The 18,429-nt window shown below is 60.3% G+C and carries 18 protein-coding genes and 2 tRNA genes; 17 read left to right on the top strand and 3 right to left on the bottom strand.

Going from position 1 to position 18,429, the window contains the following annotated elements:
• Positions 1–152: 152 nt before the first annotated feature.
• The 13 genes from AKL25_RS08270 (at position 153) to pnuC (ending at position 13,833) form a co-directional block, all read left to right on the top strand.
• Positions 153–1,418, top strand: coding sequence for a lipoprotein-releasing ABC transporter permease subunit (locus AKL25_RS08270; RefSeq protein WP_050477166.1), 1,266 nt, complete (start codon positions 153–155; stop codon positions 1,416–1,418).
• Positions 1,411–2,112 (top strand): lipoprotein-releasing ABC transporter ATP-binding protein LolD, encoded by a 702-nt coding sequence (lolD, locus tag AKL25_RS08265; protein WP_050477165.1) that lies wholly within the window; start codon positions 1,411–1,413, stop codon positions 2,110–2,112. Before AKL25_RS08270 ends, lolD begins: the two co-directional genes overlap by 8 nt.
• Positions 2,113–2,120: 8 nt before the next feature.
• Positions 2,121–2,690 (top strand): hypothetical protein, encoded by a 570-nt coding sequence (locus AKL25_RS08260; RefSeq protein WP_050477164.1) that lies wholly within the window; start codon positions 2,121–2,123, stop codon positions 2,688–2,690.
• A gap of 60 nt (positions 2,691–2,750) precedes the next feature.
• The gene (gene argE / locus AKL25_RS08255; protein WP_050477301.1) at positions 2,751–3,923 is read left to right on the top strand and encodes an acetylornithine deacetylase; all 1,173 of its coding nucleotides are present in this window, start codon (positions 2,751–2,753) and stop codon (positions 3,921–3,923) included.
• Positions 3,924–4,037: 114 nt separating this feature from the next.
• Positions 4,038–4,835 (top strand): TatD family hydrolase, encoded by a 798-nt coding sequence (locus tag AKL25_RS08250; protein ID WP_050477163.1) that lies wholly within the window; start codon positions 4,038–4,040, stop codon positions 4,833–4,835.
• Between the two features lie 3 nt (positions 4,836–4,838).
• The gene (locus tag AKL25_RS08245; RefSeq protein WP_050477162.1) at positions 4,839–7,328 is read left to right on the top strand and encodes a DNA internalization-related competence protein ComEC/Rec2; all 2,490 of its coding nucleotides are present in this window, start codon (positions 4,839–4,841) and stop codon (positions 7,326–7,328) included.
• Positions 7,329–7,342: 14 nt separating this feature from the next.
• A complete protein-coding gene (locus tag AKL25_RS08240) occupies positions 7,343–7,837 on the top strand; it encodes a DUF3841 domain-containing protein (RefSeq protein WP_050477161.1) in 495 nt (164 codons plus the stop codon).
• Between the two features lie 67 nt (positions 7,838–7,904).
• Positions 7,905–8,708, top strand: coding sequence for an alpha/beta fold hydrolase (locus AKL25_RS08235; protein WP_050477160.1), 804 nt, complete (start codon positions 7,905–7,907; stop codon positions 8,706–8,708).
• Positions 8,709–8,823: 115 nt separating this feature from the next.
• Positions 8,824–10,485, top strand: a complete 1,662-nt coding sequence (locus AKL25_RS08230) for a CTP synthase (RefSeq protein WP_050477159.1) — start codon at positions 8,824–8,826, stop codon at positions 10,483–10,485.
• Positions 10,482–11,336, top strand: coding sequence for a 3-deoxy-8-phosphooctulonate synthase (gene kdsA / locus AKL25_RS08225; protein WP_007879117.1), 855 nt, complete (start codon positions 10,482–10,484; stop codon positions 11,334–11,336). Before AKL25_RS08230 ends, kdsA begins: the two co-directional genes overlap by 4 nt.
• A 103-nt stretch (positions 11,337–11,439) precedes the next feature.
• Positions 11,440–12,723 carry a phosphopyruvate hydratase gene (gene eno, locus AKL25_RS08220; protein ID WP_050477158.1) on the top strand — a complete coding sequence of 428 codons (1,284 nt, stop codon included), beginning with the start codon at positions 11,440–11,442 and terminating at the stop codon, positions 12,721–12,723.
• A gap of 52 nt (positions 12,724–12,775) precedes the next feature.
• Positions 12,776–13,204, top strand: coding sequence for a cell division protein FtsB (ftsB, locus tag AKL25_RS08215; protein ID WP_050477157.1), 429 nt, complete (start codon positions 12,776–12,778; stop codon positions 13,202–13,204).
• Between the two features lie 14 nt (positions 13,205–13,218).
• Positions 13,219–13,833: a nicotinamide riboside transporter PnuC gene (gene pnuC / locus AKL25_RS08210; protein WP_050477156.1), complete on the top strand. Its 615-nt coding sequence runs from the start codon at positions 13,219–13,221 to the stop codon at positions 13,831–13,833.
• 17 nt (positions 13,834–13,850) lie between these two features.
• Here the strand turns inward: pnuC and AKL25_RS08205 are convergent, their stop codons facing one another.
• The 3 genes from AKL25_RS08205 to AKL25_RS08195 all read right to left on the bottom strand — a co-directional run bounded on the left by AKL25_RS08205 (position 13,851) and on the right by AKL25_RS08195 (position 17,021).
• Positions 13,851–15,416, bottom strand: coding sequence for a GGDEF domain-containing protein (locus AKL25_RS08205; RefSeq protein WP_050477155.1), 1,566 nt, complete (start codon positions 15,414–15,416; stop codon positions 13,851–13,853).
• A 205-nt stretch (positions 15,417–15,621) separates the two neighbouring features.
• Positions 15,622–16,275 (bottom strand): response regulator, encoded by a 654-nt coding sequence (locus AKL25_RS08200; protein WP_050477154.1) that lies wholly within the window; start codon positions 16,273–16,275, stop codon positions 15,622–15,624.
• A 35-nt stretch (positions 16,276–16,310) separates the two neighbouring features.
• A complete protein-coding gene (locus AKL25_RS08195; RefSeq protein WP_050477153.1) occupies positions 16,311–17,021 on the bottom strand; it encodes a sensor histidine kinase in 711 nt (236 codons plus the stop codon).
• A 175-nt stretch (positions 17,022–17,196) separates the two neighbouring features.
• On the opposite strand from AKL25_RS08195, the gene AKL25_RS08190 reads away from it, so the two are divergent.
• The 4 genes from AKL25_RS08190 (at position 17,197) to AKL25_RS08175 (ending at position 18,415) form a co-directional block, all read left to right on the top strand.
• Positions 17,197–17,273, top strand: a tRNA-Arg gene (locus AKL25_RS08190).
• Positions 17,274–17,525: 252 nt separating this feature from the next.
• Entirely contained in the window at positions 17,526–17,954 is a 429-nt protein-coding gene (locus AKL25_RS08185; RefSeq protein ID WP_050477152.1) for a CopD family protein, read from the top strand.
• 70 nt (positions 17,955–18,024) lie between these two features.
• Positions 18,025–18,101: transfer RNA gene (locus AKL25_RS08180), tRNA-Arg, on the top strand.
• An 83-nt stretch (positions 18,102–18,184) separates the two neighbouring features.
• Positions 18,185–18,415 carry a hypothetical protein gene (locus AKL25_RS08175; protein WP_050477151.1) on the top strand — a complete coding sequence of 77 codons (231 nt, stop codon included), beginning with the start codon at positions 18,185–18,187 and terminating at the stop codon, positions 18,413–18,415.
• The last annotated feature ends 14 nt before the right edge of the window (positions 18,416–18,429 follow it).

Raw genomic sequence — 18,429 nt, 5'->3', positions numbered from 1 at the left:
CGGAGAGTGTGGCAAACTGGCGCATTGTCGTTCGGCATCGTTTTTACCGTGTGGATTTGCCGTCTTTCCTCCGGTTTTCTTGCGAACTTCCCGTTTTGCATCGTTGTTGCAGCCGTTCCGGCAATCCTCCTTCGTGAAAAGTGAGTCCAGGTTTGAGTCTGATTAAAAATTTACCCTTCGAATGGCTGGTCGGCATTCGTTACACGCGCGCCGGCAAGCGCAGCGGCCGCAATAGTTTCATCTCCTTTATCTCCCTGATTTCCATGGCCGGCATCGCACTCGGCGTTGCCGCGCTGATCGTCGTGCTGTCGGTGATGAACGGCTTCCAGAAAGAGGTGCGCGACCGCATGCTGTCGGTGCTGTCGCATATCGAAGTGTTCGACGCTTCCGGCGCCATGCAGGATTGGCAGGCCGTGGCCAAGCAGACCTTCCAGAACAAGGAAGTCATCGGCGCCGCGCCGTATGTGGCGGCGCAGGCCATGATGACGCGCGACGACAATGTGCGCGGCGTGGTGATTCGCGGCGTGCTGCCGTCGGAAGAGCCCAAGGTGTCGGATGTCGCCGGCCAGGTCAAGCAGGGCAAGTTCTCCGATCTCAAGCCGGGTGAATTCAATATCGTGCTGGGCGGCGAGCTGGCCCGCAGCCTGCACGTCGGCCTGGGCGACAAGGTCACGCTGATCGCGCCGCAGGGGCAGGTGACGCCGGCCGGCGTGCTGCCGCGGCTCAAGCAGTTCACCGTGGTCGGCATCTTTGAAGCGGGGCACTACGAATTCGACTCGTCGCTGGCCTTTATTCAGATCGAAGATGCGGAGCGGCTGTTCCGTCTCGATGCGCCTTCCGGCGTGCGCTTGCGCATCAAGGACATGCTGCAGGCGCCGCAGGTGACGTATGAGCTGTCGAAGACGCTCAACGGCAATCTCTACCTGCGCGACTGGTCGCAGCAAAACAGCAACTGGTTCGCTGCGGTGAAGACCGAGAAGCGCATGATGTTCATCATCCTGACTCTGATCATCGCGGTGGCGGCGTTCAATCTGGTGTCGACGCTGGTCATGACCGTGACCGACAAGCAGGCCGACATCGCCATCCTGCGCACGCTGGGCGCGTCGCCGGGATCGATCATGAAGATCTTCGTGATCCAGGGGGCACTGGTCGGGCTGATCGGCACCGGTCTCGGCGTCGGCTTCGGCGTGCTGGTGGCGTTGAACATCGACGTCATCGTGCCGTTCATCGAACGCTTGTTGCACGTGCAGTTCTTGCCCAAGAGCATTTACGTGATTTCCGAATTGCCGTCCGACCTGATCTGGTCGGATGTCTGGACCATAGGTGGCGTGGCGGTAGTGCTGGCCTTCCTGGCGACGCTGTACCCAAGCTGGGCGGCAGCGCGCGTCAAACCGGCGGAGGCCCTGCGTTATGAGTAATCCCATCACCAGCAATCAAATCGTCCTGTCTTGTCGCGGACTGGGCAAGACGTTTACCCAAGGCAAATATTCGGTCAAGGTGCTCAACGGCGTGGATATCGACGTCAAGTCCGGCGAGCAGGTTGCCATCGTCGGCGCGTCCGGCTCCGGCAAATCGACGCTGCTGCATTTGCTGGGCGGCCTCGACACGCCGACCGGCGGCACCGTCAGCCTGCAAGGCAAGGACTTCGCCAACCTGGGAGAAACAGCCCGCGGCGACCTGCGCAATGCGGCGCTGGGCTTCGTCTATCAGTTCCACCATTTGCTGCCGGAGTTTTCCGCGCTGGACAACGTCGCCATGCCGCTGATGATCCGCCGCGTCAAGCGCGATCAGGCGCAGGAACAGGCGCGCGAAATCCTGACGCGCGTCGGCCTGGAAAATCGCGTGCGCCACGTGCCGGGCGAACTGTCCGGCGGCGAACGCCAGCGTGTCGCCCTGGCGCGCGCACTGGTCACCAAACCGGCTTGCGTGCTGGCCGACGAGCCGACCGGCAATCTGGACCGCTCGACGGCGGACAAGACGTTCGAACTGATGATTGAATTGTCGCAAACCCTGGGCACGGCTTTTGTCATCGTCACCCATGACATCGAGCTGGCGCGCCGCTGCGGCCGCGTGCTGCGCTTGTCTGAAAACGGCTTGCAACTCTGGGAATAAGGGGCGCAGTGAACAAGAAAAATATCGGGGGAATCGTTCTGGCAGGCTTATGGCTCGTCAGTCCGATAGTGCAGGCGAACGAGCCTTTGCAGGTGCAGGTTCCCGCTGCCTATGATTCAGATGCTTACGTGGTGCCGCGCGTCAAGAATGACTGTGCCGTTGAGTCTATCGTCGGCGACAATGTTTTTCAAAAAATCGCTGAAAAGCGTCCCGACGCGCAACAAGTGCAAGATCCTGCCAAAATGGCTACGGGAAAAGTGTTGAAGCTGACCATCATCAGCGTTCAGGGCATTGGCGGTGGTGGATGGACAGGCTCCAAAGGCATCACGGTGCGCGCTGATCTCATGCAGGATGGCCGCCTCGTCCAGTCGACACAGAGAAAAGAACGCTCGCGCGGCGGTCTTTTGGGACCCGTGCTCGGCACGTGCGCCATTTTGCAGGACGTCGGAGAAGCGTTGGGGCAGCACTTTGCAACGTGGCTGGCGAAGGTAGACAGTGAAGCCTCCGCAGCGCCGGCGGCGCAGTCAACTGCCCTGTCGCAACTGACGGAGCAAATCAATGACCAGCCTGAACCATGATTTTTATCGTGGCAAACCTGTTTTGCCATCCAATCCATTTACCTGAGTTTTGACATCATGATGAACACCCGACAATGGCTGGAAAAGCTGGTCGCCTTTGACACCACCAGCCGCAACTCCAATCTGGAACTGATCACCACCGTGCGCGACAGCCTGCAGCAGCAGGGCATCACGCCCTGGTTTGCGCACAACAAGGAGCGCACCAAGGCCAATCTGTTCGCCACGCTGCCGGCCACGCAAGGCCCGGAAGCCGGCAACACGCAGGGCGGCATCGTGCTGTCGGGACATACCGACGTGGTGCCGGTCGACGGCCAGAACTGGGACAGCGATCCGTTCAAGCTGACCGAGCGCGACGGCCTGCTGTACGGACGCGGCAGCTGCGACATGAAGGGCTATATCGCCGCTTCGCTGGCGCTGGTGCCGGAATTCCTCGCGATGCCGCGCACCAAGCCGCTGCATCTGGCGTTTTCCTACGATGAGGAAATCGGCTGCGCCGGCGCGCCGTCGATGCTGGCCGAGTTGCAGGAGCGCGGCATTCATCCGGAAGGCTGCGTGGTCGGCGAGCCGACCAATATGCAAGTCGTCGTGGCGCACAAGGGCATCAATGTTTTCTCGTGCAGCGTGCACGGCAAGTCGGCGCACTCGTCGCTGACGCCGCAAGGATGCAACGCCATCGAATACGCCGCGCGCCTGATCTGCGCCATCCGCGATTTCGCCGATGCCTACAAGGTCAACGGCCCTTACGACACGCTGTACGACGTGCCGTTTTCGACCATGACGACGAACCAGATCCGCGGCGGCATCGCGATCAACACGATTCCGAATCTGTGTGAATTCACCTATGAATTCCGTAATCTGCCAGGCATGTCGCCGGACAAGATCCAGGAACAGATCACGCATTACGTGCGCGACCACTTGCTGCCGAAAATGCAGGCGGAATATCCGGACGCCCGAATCGACATCGGCGTGATTGCCGGCAGCCCGGCGCTGGAAACGGCAGAGCAGGAAGCCATCACTGCGCTGGTGCGCGCCCTGACGCAGGACAACGAGAAGCGCAAGGTGGCCTATGCGACCGAAGCAGGCTTGTTCCAGCGCATCGGCATCCCGACCATCGTGTGCGGCCCCGGCGACATCATCCAGGCGCACAAGCCGAATGAGTTCGTTGCGATCGCCCAACTGGAGCGTTGCGAAGAGTTCCTGCGCAAGCTGGGACGTTCGATGCAGGCGGCCTGAGGCCTGAATACAGGCCTGAACATGATATAAGAATGGCGGGTCGGTTTTTCCGGCCCGTCGTCGTTAAGCGTCCCGAATACGGCCGTCATTTTCATTATTTCCGTCCTGTCGCTTATGTGGATCGATACCCACTGCCATCTTGATGCCGGCGAATTTGCCGGCGAAGAACTTGCCGTCGCCGACCAGGCGGCCGGGCAGGGCGTCGGCATGATCGTGGTGCCGGCGGTGGCGACCTTCAATTTTCAGGCGGTGGCGCAACTGGCGGCCCGGCGCAGCAATTGCGTCTATGCATTGGGGATTCATCCGCTGTATGTGCCCAAGGCGGAGCAGAGCGATCTCGACGCCTTGCGCCAGACGGTCGAAGCAGCGCTGGAAGACAAACGCTTCGTCGCCATCGGCGAGATCGGCCTCGATTTCTTCGTCCCGGAGTTGAAGGAAGGCGCCCTGCGCGACAAGCAGGAACACTTCTACAGCGAACAGCTTAAGCTGGCGCGCGAATATGCTCTGCCGGTGCTGCTGCACGTGCGGCGCTCGCAAGACATCATCCTCAAATACCTGCGTCGCATCACGGTGCCCGGCGGCATCGCGCATGCTTTCAACGGCAGTCATCAGCAGGCGCAGGCGTTCATTGAACTGGGTTTCAAGCTCGGATTCGGCGGCGCCATGACCTTCCCGCGCTCGCTGCAGATTCGCCGCCTGGCGGCCGACATGCCGCTGGAGTCCATCGTGCTGGAAACCGATGCGCCCGATATTTCCCCGGCCTGGCTGCATCCGGCGCGCAATACGCCGGACCAGATTCCGCGTATCGGCGAGGTGCTGGCTGAATTGCGCGGGATGAGCACCGAAGATATCGCCTTGGCGACGGCTGCCAATGCGCGTGCGGCGATGCCGCGTCTGGCAGCGGTCTGCTAAGCCATGCGCAGCGCGATTCTCGGTTTTGCCGCAGGAATAGCGTTGTTGCAGATGCAGGCCGAGTTGCCGGTTTTCCAGTGGCTCATGGGCTTGCTGGTGCTGGCGGCGGTGTTGCTGCTGATGGGCTGGCGGCTGGGCAAGACCGGCTTCGGCGCCGTGCTGCGGATTGCCGTTTTCAACATCGCCGGGATATGCATCGGCTTCGCCTGGGGCGGCTTGTACGCCCAATATTATCTGGATCAGGAGCTGCCGTCGGCGTGGGAAGGGCAGGATGTCACGATCGTCGGTACGGTCGATAGCCTGCCGTACCGTTTCGATCGTGGCGTGCGCTTCAACTTCCTGGTCGAAACCATCGCGCCGCAAGCCAACGGGGTGCCGCCGGTTCCGTCCCGTTTGTCGTTGTCCTGGTATGCGGCCGGGCCGTTCAGCGACGCCGGCGCGATCTCGCTGACGGCCGTTCCCCAGGTGCGGCCGGGCGAACGCTGGCAACTTACCGTCCGGCTGAAGCGTCCGCACGGCGCTGCCAATCCGAATGGATTCGATTACGAAGTCTGGCTGCTGGAGCAGGGCTTGCGCGCGACCGGCACCGTGCGTTCCGATACCCAGCTGGCGTATAAGAACCAGCGTCTGCAGCCGTTTGTCCAGACGCCGGGCAATATCGTCCAGTATTGCCGCGGCTGGCTGCGCGACCGCATTCTGGCCGCTTTGCCCAAACAGAAATACGCCAGCGTCATCGTGGCGCTGGTGATCGGCGATCAGCGCGCCATCGACCGGGCCGACTGGGAGATTTTCAATCGTACCGGCATCGGTCATCTGGTGGCCATTTCCGGGCTGCACATCACGATGATTGCGGGGCTGTTTGCAGCATTCTTCAGTTTCTTGTGGCGTCGTTCTTTCTTCACCCGGGCGCAGTTGCCGCTGATCCTGCCCGCGCCCAAGGTCGCGGTGCTGTCCGGCCTGGCGGCCGCCCTGATTTATGTCTTGCTGGCCGGCTTCGGCATTCCCGCACAGCGCACGCTGTACATGCTGGCGGTGGTCGGCGCGGCGTTCTGGACGGGGCGGCTGACGCATATCTCCTATGTCATGTGTCTGGCGCTCGGCGTGGTGTTGCTGGCCGATCCCTGGGCTTTGCTGTGGCCGGGTTTCTGGCTGTCGTTCGGCGCGGTGGCGATCATCCTGTTTGCCTCGTCGGGGCGCGTCGGCAGCGATGCCGCGACCGAACCGGTAGTGATGACAGCAGTCGAGCGCCACCGCAAACCATCGCGCGCGGTGCTGCTGTGGCGGGCGATACGCGCAGGTGCATACACGCAATATGTGGTGACGCTGGGTTTGCTGCCGCTGACTTTGCTGCTGTTCGGCCAGTATTCGCTGGTGAGCCCGCTGGCCAACGCGCTGGCGATTCCGCTGATTACGCTGGTGGTGGCGCCGTTGTCGCTGCTGGGCAGCGTTTTGCCGCCGCCCTTGTCGGACTGGATATTGTGGTCGGCGCACGCCATGGTGGAGTGGCTGGTGGGCGTGCTGGGCTGGTTGAGCAGCCAGCCCTATGCCGTCTGGCAAACGCCGCTGCCGACGCTGTGGATGTTCTTGCTGGCGCTGGCGGGAACCATGCTGCTGCTGGCGCCGCGCGGCTGGTCGGCGTGCTGGCTGGGTCTGTTCGGCTGGCTGCCGCTGCTGTTGAATACCCCGACCTGGCCGGAAGAAGGCAAGATGCAGGTCACCGCCTTCGACGTCGGGCAGGGCATGGCGCTGCTGGTCGAAACCGCGGAGCACCGTCTGTTGTACGACACCGGCCCGGCTTACTCGCCGGAGTCCGACGGCGGCAACCGGGTCATCGTTCCGTATCTCAAGTCGCGCGGCATCAACCATCTGGACGTGGTCGTGATTTCCCATAGCGACAGCGACCACGCCGGCGGCGCCTTGTCGGTGCTGAAGGATATCGCGGTCGACCGCGTGTATTCATCCTTGTCGCCGGCCAGTCCTGTCGTGCAGGCCGCGCCCGATCACCGGCGTTGCCTGGCGGGGCAGCGCTGGCGCTGGGACGGCGCCGAGTTCAGCATGCTGTACCCGGTGCAATCCATCTACGATAGCGACAAATGGAAGCCGAACGCGCGCAGTTGCGTGCTGAAGGTGACTTTGGGTAAAAATTCCATCCTGTTGCCCGGAGATATCGAAGCGACGCAGGAAGACGAACTCGTCAACAGCGCCGCCGTCGCCAATTTACGCGCTACCGTCCTGCTGGCGCCGCATCACGGCAGCGGCACCTCATCCACGGAAGCCTTCCTGCGCGCCGTCAGTCCGGAGGTGGCGCTGTTCCAGGTCGGTTATCGCAACCGCTTCAATCATCCCAAGCCGGCGGTTTTCGAACGCTATGCCCAGATGGGAATTCGCCGCATGCGCAACGACGAATCCGGCGCGGTTACCGTCTTGTTCGACAAGGGCGTCAGCGTCCAGGAATACCGGCGCGAACATGCGCGTTACTGGTATGGACGCTGAGAGCAGATGAACAGATGAAATTGCTGACGTTTCAATTGGCGCAACGGGAGGCCGCGTTGACAAGCGGCGAACGTTATGTCGTCCCTTGGACGTGTGTCGAACAGGCCTGGTTGCCAGCTTATCGTTGGCTGGTTGCGGTATGGGAAGGGCGGAGCGGTGAGGCCGTCAATTCGGCCCCGGTATGGTGCTGGCAGAGGCTTGCGGGCGACGTGAGCGTTGCCGATTGCGCGCTTGAGCTGTTCAGCGAGGCAGATCGGCAGGCCGGGATCCTCATGCTGGAACTCGATGTGCCGCCATCTATGGTTCTGCTATCCTCTTACAGCGCATGGAACGATTTGCTTTATGGTTTGATCGGGAATGGGGACGTTCCGGCCGGCGAGGCTTGCCGGAGCATGTTTGACGTCGGTCATCTGGACGACGGCAACGATGCTGTGCAGGCAATCATTCCTTTCATTGAGCCGGCGTGGATCATCTCCATGGTGCGAATGAACTTGCCCGCCGCGACATGACAAGGTTTGTAACAGTTGAGGCGCCGGCAGCGTGTCGTAACGAATAAACAGATATTGCATTTCCATCATGAACAAACCGATTTTGCACTTTGCCCACGCCAACAGCTATCCGGCGGGAACCTACGGCATGTTTTTCGACCAGTTGCGGGAGCACTACGACGTGCGCGCCTTGCCCATGCATGCGCACAATCCCAAGTATCCGGTTGACGACGGCTGGCGCAAGCTGGGCAAGGAACTGGGCGAAGAACTGGCGCAGCGCTATAACGAACCGGTGATCCTGGTCGGCCATTCCATGGGCGGCATCCTGAGCCTGCTGGCGGGGCGCAAGCGGCCTGACCTGGTGCGTTGCGTGGTGTTGCTGGATTCGCCGATCGTGGCGGGGTGGCGCGCTTCGGCGCTGCATCTGTTCAAGCTGCTCAAGATCGAGAGCAAGCGTTCGCCGGCGGTGGCCTCCATCAAGCGCCGCAACGCCTGGCCGGACATGGAGGCGGCGTATCAGCACTATGCCGCCAAGGCCATGTTCGCCGCCTGGCCGGAGCGCGTGTTGCGCGACTACGTCACTGCCGGCGTGGAGCCGGAGCCGTCCGGCGGCGTCAAGCTGCGTTTTACCCGCGAGACCGAAACTGCTGTCTATCGGACAATTCCGCATCACCTCGGCGCCCTGACGCGCCGTCAATATCCGGTGCCGGTCGGCTTTGTCGGCGGCACGGACTCGGTGGAATGCCGCCTGGCCGGACTGGCGGCTACCAAAAAGCTGGTCGGGCCGCATTTCAGGCAGATTCCGGGCGGGCATCTGTTCCCCATGGAGTCGCCCGGCGCAGCCGCGGGCGCCACGCATGAAATGATTCAGGCCTTGCTTTGGGGGAAATGAAATTGCGGGTTTTCCGGCGGGAAATCTGACGGCCCCTGAAAACAGGGGGATCAAAAGCGGACGGTTTGGGGTATAATTTGAATTTCCCGCACGTGCCGTTCGGCACTTCTTTGTAATGACCAAGTTTGTATTTGTCACTGGCGGCGTCGTGTCTTCCCTGGGTAAGGGAATTGCCGCCGCGTCTCTCGCTGCGATCCTCGAATCGCGCGGTCTCCGAGTCACCCTTCTGAAGCTCGATCCCTACATCAACGTTGATCCGGGAACGATGAGCCCATTCCAGCACGGCGAAGTCTTCGTTACCGACGACGGCGCCGAAACCGATCTGGATCTCGGCCACTACGAGCGTTTCATCACCGCCAAGATGAAGAAGGTGAACAATTTCACCACCGGCCAGATTTATGAATCGGTGATCCGCAAGGAGCGTCGCGGCGAATATCTGGGCAAGACCGTGCAGGTCATCCCGCATATCACCAACGAAATCCAGGACTTCATCCATCGCGGCGCCGAAGGTTTCGACGTGGCGCTGGTTGAAATCGGCGGCACCGTCGGCGATATCGAATCCCTGCCGTTCCTCGAAGCAGCGCGTCAGCTGAGCCTGCGCGCCGGCCGCAACGCCGCCGCCTTCGTGCATCTGACGCTGGTGCCTTACCTGGCCTCGGCCGGCGAACTCAAGACCAAGCCGACCCAGCACAGCGTGCAAAAGCTGCGTGAAATCGGTATTTCGCCGGACGCCTTGCTGTGCCGCGCGGACCGCCGCATTCCCGACGACGAGCGCGACAAGATTTCGCTGTTCTCCAACGTGGTTGCCGACGCCGTGATTTCGGTGTGGGATGCAGATAGCATCTATAAGATTCCGCAGATGTTGCACGATCAGGGATTGGATAACATCATCTGCGAAAAACTGGCATTGTCGCCGCAGCCGGCAGATCTGACGGTGTGGGACAAGCTGATCCACGCGCAAGAAAATCCTTCGCACGAAGTGACCATCGGCATGGTCGGCAAATACGTCGATCTGACCGAGTCGTACAAGTCGCTGACCGAAGCATTACGCCACGCCGGCATCCATACCGGCAGCCGCGTCAATATCGAATACCTGGATTCGGAAGAGATCGAAACCACCGGCACTGCCGAGCTGGCGAAGTACGACGCGATCCTGGTGCCGGGCGGCTTCGGCAAGCGCGGCGTGGAAGGCAAGATCGCTGCGGCGAAATTCGCGCGTGAAAACAAGGTGCCTTACCTCGGCATCTGCCTGGGCATGCAAGTGGCGCTGCTGGAATATGCGCGCAACAAGGCCGGCCTGACCAAGGCCAACTCCACCGAGTTCGATCCGGAAACGGAACAACCGGTGGTGGCCCTGATCGACGAGTGGCAAAACCACGACGGCCAGGTCGAAAAGCGCGACGCCAATTCGGATCTGGGCGGCACCATGCGCCTGGGCGCGCAAACCTGCGACGTCAAGCCGGGTACGCTGGCGGCAGAGATTTACGGCAACAAGGTAACGGAGCGTCACCGCCACCGTTACGAAGCGAACAATTTCTACCTGCCGCGCGTGGAAGAGGCCGGTCTGGTGGTGTCGGCGCGTACGCCGAGCGAAGACCTGTGCGAAATCATGGAATTGCCACGCACCGGCGGCGAGAATGCGCACCCGTGGTACCTGGGCGTGCAGTATCACCCGGAGTTCAAGTCCACTCCGCGCGACGGCCACCCATTGTTCATCTCGTACATCAAGGCTGCGCTGGCGCACCATGACGCGACGGCAGCAAAAGGAAAAGCATGAAACTGTGCGGTTTTGACATCGGCCTCGATCAGCCTTTCTTCCTGATCGCCGGCACTTGCGTGATCGAATCGGAACAGATGGCGCTGGATACCGCCGGCACCTTGAAAGAGATCACGACTGAACTGGGCATCCCGTTCATCTACAAGTCGTCCTTCGACAAGGCCAACCGCTCGTCCGGCACCTCGTTCCGCGGTCTGGGCATGGAAAAAGGCCTGGAAATCCTGGCCAAGGTCAAGAAGCAGATCGGCGTGCCGGTGTTGACCGACATCCACGAAATCGACGAGATCAAGCCGGTATCGGAAGTTGTCGACGTGCTGCAAACGCCGGCCTTTTTGTGCCGCCAGACCGACTTCATCCGCGCCTGCGCGCAGTCGGGGCGTCCGGTCAATATCAAGAAAGGCCAGTTCCTGGCGCCGCACGACATGGTCAACGTGATCGCCAAGGCGCGCGCGGCGGCCAAGGAAGCCGGCCTGCCGGAAGACAACTTCATGGCATGCGAACGCGGCGTGTCCTTTGGCTACAACAATCTGGTTTCGGACATGCGCAGCCTTGCGATCATGCGCGAAACCGGCGCTCCGGTCGTGTTCGACGCCACTCACTCGGTGCAGTTGCCGGGCGGGCAGGGCACGTCGTCCGGCGGCCAGCGCGAATTCGTACCCGTACTCGCCCGCGCGGCGATTGCGGCAGGTATTGCCGGCGTGTTTATGGAAACACATCCGAACCCGGCCGAGGCCAAATCCGATGGCCCCAACGCTGTTCCACTGGCTCGTATCAAGGAGCTGCTGGGCACGATGATCGAACTGGATCGCATCGTGAAGAAGTCGGTTTTCCTGGAAAACGATTTTTCCTGAAGCTGAACGGCCTGCGTGCCCCGACGTTGCGACTGTCGGGGCGCACAAGCCGGACTTCTCTCTATAAAAATTTGCTAAAACCTTGCTTGATGGAGATGTTTGAATGAGTGCAATCGTTGATATTATCGGCCGTGAAATAATCGACTCGCGCGGCAATCCTACTGTCGAATGCGACGTCCTGCTGGAATCCGGCGTGCTGGGCCGCGCCGCTGTGCCGTCCGGCGCCTCGACCGGTTCGCGTGAAGCGATCGAACTGCGCGACGGCGACAAGAGCCGTTACTTCGGCAAGGGCGTGCTGCAAGCCTGCGAAAATATCAACACCGAGATCTCCGAAGCGATCATGGGCCTGGACGCCAACGAACAGGCTTTCCTGGACCGCACGCTGATCGACCTCGACGGCACCGAAAACAAGGCGCGCCTGGGCGCCAACGCCACGCTGGCCGTGTCGATGGCTGTAGCCAAGGCTGCTGCTGAAGAAGCCGGCCTGCCGCTGTACCGCTATTTCGGCGGCAGCGGTTCGATGCAAATGCCGGTGCCGATGATGAACGTCATCAACGGCGGCGCGCACGCAGACAACAATCTCGATCTGCAAGAATTCATGATCATCCCGGTCGGCGCACCGAGCTTCCGCGAAGCGATTCGCTACGGCGCCGAAGTGTTCCACACCCTGAAGAAGATCCTGCACGCCAAGGGCTTGGCGACTTCGGTCGGTGACGAAGGCGGCTTTGCGCCTAACGTGGCCAGCCACGAAGCAGCCATCCAGCTGATCCTGCAAGCGATCGAAGAAGCCGGCTACGAAGCAGGCACGCAGATCGCCCTGGGCCTGGACTGCGCCGCCAGCGAATACTACAAGGACGGCAACTACCATCTGGCAGGCGAGAACATGGTGCTGACATCGGCGCAAAAGACCGGCCTGCTGGCGTCGTGGTGCGACAAGTACCCGATCATCAGCATCGAAGACGGCATGGCTGAAAATGACTGGGCCGGCTGGAAGCTGCTGACTGAAACCCTGGGCAAGAAGGTCCAGCTGGTCGGCGACGACCTGTTCGTCACCAACACCAAGATCCTGAAAGAAGGCATCGACAAGAACATCGCCAACTCGATCCTGATCAAGATCAACCAGATCGGCACCCTGACCGAAACCTTCGCCGCCATCGAAATGGCCAAGCGCGCCGGTTACACTGCCGTGATCTCGCACCGTTCGGGCGAAACCGAAGACTCGACCATCGCCGACATCGCTGTCGGCACCAACGCGCTGCAAATCAAGACCGGTTCGATGTCGCGTTCGGACCGCATGGCCAAGTACAACCAGTTGCTGCGTATCGAGGAAGACCTCGGCGATATCGCCAGCTATCCTGGCCGTTCGGCTTTCTACAATCTGAAGTAAGCAAGATGTCCGGCAGCATTCGCCTGCCGGACAATCACCCGGCATTCTTCCGATGCGCCTGATCATCCTCTGCCTCACAGCGCTCCTGGTGCTGATCCAATATCCGCTTTGGTTGGGCAAAGGCGGATGGTTGCGGGTATGGGACCTGGACAAGCAAGTCCAGCAGGCGCAAAAGAAAAATAACGAACTCAAGGCGCGCAACGCCAAGCTTGAATCCGAAGTGGAAGACCTGAAGCAGGGCACCGGTTCGGTGGAAGAGCGCGCGCGTTATGAGCTGGGCATGATCAAGCAGAATGAAGTGTTCATTCAGGTGCTGGACGGCAATCCTGGCGGCGCCAGAACGCCGCCGGCTTCTCCGGTTGCTCCTGTTTCGTCGGATTCCGCTGCGACTGCTGCAGCGGCGGCCTCAGGTTCGGCCGGCGCCGTGAAGCCGCCATCTTCGTCCTCATCCTCTGCATCTTCCTCCTCGCCCTCCCGCTAGGAGGGATCGTCTTCATGTCTCTCAACGATAGTCTGCCGTTGCTCGGCTTCGCCGGCTTGGTTACAACGCCGTTGGAACTCATTTCCTTTTTACTGGCGATCATCACCGTCGCGCTCAACATCCGCCAGAACCATTGGGCCTGGCTGTTCTCGATCTTGTCGTCGGCGCTGTATGGGGTGGTGTTCGTCAACTCGCGCCTGTATGGCGACGCCGGCCTGCAATGCGTGTTTGTCGCCGTATCGGTCTGGGGCTGGTATCAATGGCTGCGCGGCGGTACTGCGCATCAGCCCTTGCAGGTGTCGCGCCTGTCTGCGCGCGGCGTGCTGTGGTCGGTGCTGGCGTGGCTGCTGGGATTCGCCGTCCTGTCGGTTTTCCTGCATCGATTTACGGATACGGACGTGCCGCACATGGACGGTTTCCTGACCGCCGGCAGTCTGGTCGGGCAATTTCTGCTGTCGCGCAAGAAGATCGAAAACTGGCTGGTCTGGATCGCCGTCGACGTGCTCTATGTCGGCCTGTATCTCTACAAGCATCTGACGCTGACGGCAGTGCTGTACGGCTTGTTCGTACTGCTGGCGATTGCCGGCTGGCGCGCGTGGCGCCGGCCTCAGTCAGGGCAAGCGGCTTAAGGGAGCGTTGGCCTGAATCAGTCGGCCAGAATCACGCGGTTCTTGCCGGCGTTCTTTGCCTTGTACAGCGCCACGTCGGCGCGCTTGATCAGATCGGCCTGGCCTTCGCCCGCCGCGCGATAGGCGATGCCGGCGCTGAAGGTGATCAGCAAGCGCTGCGTGTTGTGCATGAAGATGCGCTTGGTCAGCTCGCGCTGCACGCGCGTAATGATCTGCATGGCTTCGGCCGGTTCCGTCTCCGGCAACAGCACTAAAAATTCTTCGCCGCCGAAACGCGCAATCACGTCCAGTTTGCGCAGCGTATCCTTGACCACATTGACCAGATGCACCAGCACTTCGTCGCCGGTGGCATGACCGTGCGTGTCGTTGATGCGCTTGAAGTCGTCGAGATCGAGCAGGGCGATGCACAGCGGCGTATTGCGGCGCTCGGCGTTGATCACTTCGCGCTCCAGCGATTCGTCCATGCCGCGCCGGTTCAGGCTGCCGGTCAACTGGTCTTCGCGCACCAGCTCGCCCATGTGCACCAGCTGCGATTCCAGCGCCTGGATGCGTGCTTCGGCTTTTTGCATTTCCTGGCGCGCGTTGATCATCTCGTCGCGCGAGCGCAGGGCTTCGTCCTGTGCATCCTTGGTGGCGTTCATGATGCCGGTCAGCACCGAGTTCAGGTCGCTGATGTCGGATGCCTGGCTGATTTGCTGAGAAAAGCCGGTAATCGTCTTGTGATAGTTGTCCGTCGTCGACACCATCGCACTCAGGCGGTCGACGAAGGTCAGCATCAGATTCTTGGCCGTGACCTTTTCTTCGGACAGGGTGTTCTTCAGCAAGCCTTGCTTGTAGATGACTTCCTTGAGCGTCTTGGTGGCGTCGGCCAGCGAGGTTTTGCTGATCGGGCCGGTAATCAGTTCCTGCACGGCGGTAATCTGGCTGCTCAGCCACGAACCCTTTTCCAGCAGGCCGTGGATGTTTTCCAGCAGCAGCTGGAACAGGCGCATCAGCAGCTCCTGCTGCTGGGCGATGTCTTCGGTTTTCAGCTCGATCTGGAAACTCATCTGCTTGATGCGGCCGATGACGTCGTTCATGGCCTGTTCGGAGAAGGCCGTTTTCAGGTCGTTGCCGATGGTCTTGGATTCCAGCACCAGGTCGGGCGCATCCTGCAGCAAGGACGCCAGGTTGAAGATCAGCACGCGCGCCAATGCTTCGCGCAGCATTTTTTCCTTCTTGCTGTCGCGGATGAACTGGCGCTCCATGTCGATCGGCACCAGTTCGCCGTGAGGCACCAGATTGCGCGAAGGAAAGTACTGTTCGACAAAGTGATCCAGTTCGTCGCCGTACTCTTTCCAGTCGCTGCTGTCGATGGAGGTGGACAGGCGCTGCCCCAACTTGCCGATATCGCCGGGTTGCTGCGTCAGATGGACGGCAAAGGCGGCGAGCACGCTTTCGGGCTTGATGCCGCTATTGGTGCCGGCGATTTCTTCGTAGGCTTCGCGGTAAGCTTCGGGAGTGGGGGCAACGCGTCGCGTAGCAAGCTGCTGGAACGCTTCACGCGCGATATCGACGGGACTTTGAGCTGGCTTTTTGGACATGCCTGATGTGCGGCTTCTTATTCAAACGGATTGAGAATGGGTCTGGCGGCGCCGTGTCGCCCTATCCTGTTTCTTGTCATTCTTTACATCCATCAAGAATGAGAGGTGGTGCGGGACAGGGCAGGGCTTGAGGCTGGGGCCGGACGTCTTCCTTTAACGCATTTTACCGTCAGGCGGTGTACTCGGGGCGGGGCTTTATCCGGTTTTATTCAACTAAGTTGTTTTTCAACGCATAGTGCGTCAGCTCGGCGTTGTGGCGCAGCTTCATCTTTGCCAGCACGCGCGAGCGGTACATGCTGATGGTTTTGACGGACAGCAATAATTCCGAGGCGATATCGCTCACGGTCTTGCCCGAGGCGATCATGACCATGGTCTGGTATTCGCGGTCCGACAAGGTTTCATGCAGCGGCGTTTCGTGGTCGAAGCCGATCTGGTTGGCAAGTTCCTGGGCCAGCGAAGGACTGATGTATTTGCGGCCGGCAGCCGCCTGGCGGATGGCGTTGATCAGATCGGACGGCGCCGCCTGCTTGCTCAGAAACCCGGCAGCACCTGCTTTCAGTGCGCGGATTGCATACTGGTCTTCGCGGTGGATGGAGAGAATCAATACGGGCAGCTTCGGCATTTCCTTCTTGATTTGCTTGAGCACGTCGATACCGGTCCGGTCCGGCAGCACGATGTCGAGCAACAGCACGTCGCAATTGCCAAGGCGGCAGAGTTTGATGGTTTCCAGACCGTTTTCGGCGCTGCCGACGACGACGATGTCCTTGGTGCTGCTGCAGATCTGTTTCAGTCCTTCCCGCACGATCGCGTGATCGTCGGCGATGGCGACTTTAATGGCGGCACTGTTTTTTTTCGTCATGTAAGAAGCGTCTCTCGTCGGACTGAATGTGAGCGCTATTTTATAAGGTTAGCGGCCGATAGGACAGGAAGCGTTACGCGGAGTTTCAGGCCCCCTTGCTCGCCAGGCAGCAGTGTCAGCGATGCGCCGATGGCGGCGGCACGATGCTGCATGCCGCGGATGCCGGAGGATTCGGCCTGCGTTGATGCATGTGCGGCATTGTCGAGACCGACGCCGTCGTCGGTGATTTCCATGGCAACCAGGCCGGGCGTATGCGTCAGGCTGATGTCTACCTTGCGGGCCTGCGCGTGCCGGCTGGCATTGTGCAGGGCTTCGCGGGCGATGCGATACAGGCTGATCAGTTGAAACGAGTCGAGCAGCGTTTCGGGCAGGTCATTGTCGGTAAGCATGCGATAGGGAACGCCGGTCTGTCTGGAATATGTCCGGGCCAGCCATTCGAGCGCAGCCGCCAGGCCAAGATCCAGCACGGCGGGGCGCAGGTCGTCGATGATGTCGTGCATGGCGCCGATGGCGTCGTCGATGAGCTGATCGGCGAATTGCCGCTGTTCTTGTGCTGAGGCATCGCGCGAGGCGGCATCCGCTGCATCTTGCCCTTGCTGCCCCAACTGCGCCACGGCCATCTTGATGGCGGTGAGGCGACTGCCCAGTTCGTCGTGCAAATCCCTGGCGATACGTTCGCGTTCGGTTTCTTTTATGCGTTCCCCGGTAGAATCGGTCTGGCGCCCGGGTACGGTACTGTCGCTCATATCGGTAAATTCCACGGTGGCGATGAATCAAGCTGAAATCATAAGATAGATACGCCGGAGCAGGGCTTCAAGGCCCCGTTAAATGCCGAAAAGTTCATTGCGGAGGCCGTTTTCAGAAGTTTTTGGGCGCAGCTCTTCCTTTTTGATCTAAAGTGGTGCTATAATTTCATTTTTCGCGGCTGTAGCTCAGCTGGATAGAGTACTTGGCTACGAACCAAGGGGTCGTGGGTTCGATTCCTGCCAGCCGCACCAGATATAAAGGGTCCATCGCAAGATGGGCCCTTTTTTCTTTTCCGCGCGCTTTTCGTGTCCTTTCCGCGACCGTCCGGTCTTTTCATTCTCTTCTTTTAATCGCAGCGATGCGTTCGTTTGCGTTCTCACGGCGAGCGGGTAAGCAGGTTCAAGCAGGTCCCGATGTGACTTAAAATGCTTTGCGCAGAGACAGGCGTATTGCCAGGGACAACAAGCTTGTCTGTCTTACACAAACGGAAGGGGGCAAACCAGATGATGTATTCATGGATCAAGGCATTTCATATCGCATCCGTCATGACCTGGATCGGCGGCATGCTGATCATGGCGCTGGCGTTGAACATTACGCAGCGTTCCGCGCCTGACCGCTCTCGTGTGGAAATGCGTCTGCTGCAAGCCATCCGCCAGTGGGATCAACGCGTGACATCGCCGGCCATGGGCCTGGCCTGGATCCTCGGTGTGGCGCTGGTGTATTTCGGGCAATGGCACGCAGCGGGATGGCTGGTCGTCAAACTGGTGGTCGTGCTGATGTTGTCGGCATTGCACGGCATGCAGTCGGGCTATATACGGCGTCTCGCCGACACGCCGGATCTGGAAGCGTCCGTGCTGCTGAAACATTCGGGATTGCTGACGATTGCCGGTGTTGCGGTGATTGCCTGCATGGTCGTGCTCAAGCCGTTTTAATGGCATGATGGGGGACGGATGAAAAAACACTTGCAGCAATCGAAAATCCCTATATAATCTCGCCTCTTACGCGGCTGTAGCTCAGCTGGATAGAGTACTTGGCTACGAACCAAGGGGTCGTGGGTTCGATTCCTGCCAGCCGCACCAAAACATGAAGGGTCCGTCGAAAGACGGGCCCTTTTGTTTTTCACCGCCGTAATTGACGTGCAGCGCCCACAGTGGAGAATCACATGACTTCAGAACACAAACTGCCTTACAAAGGGCATGCCATCTTTCCGCAAGTTGTGCTTCAGGAGAACGGCCAATACGCCGCCTGCTTCACGATCAAGGCCGGCTACGACGGCAGCGGCGAAGTCCGCTATGTACGTGAATTGCCGTCCACCGAGTTTGCCAATGAAGACGATGCGCTTGCCTACATCCTCGATTTTTCCGCAGACTGGATCGATCAGAATCTGATCTGAGTCGAGACGCCAGC

Origin of the sequence: Herbaspirillum rhizosphaerae, from assembly GCF_001189965.1 — a bacterium.
GTDB classification, from domain to species: Bacteria; Pseudomonadota; Gammaproteobacteria; order Burkholderiales; family Burkholderiaceae_D; genus Herbaspirillum; species Herbaspirillum rhizosphaerae.
Note: the sequence above shows the minus strand (reverse complement) of the source record. Positions and strands in the feature narration are given on the sequence as shown.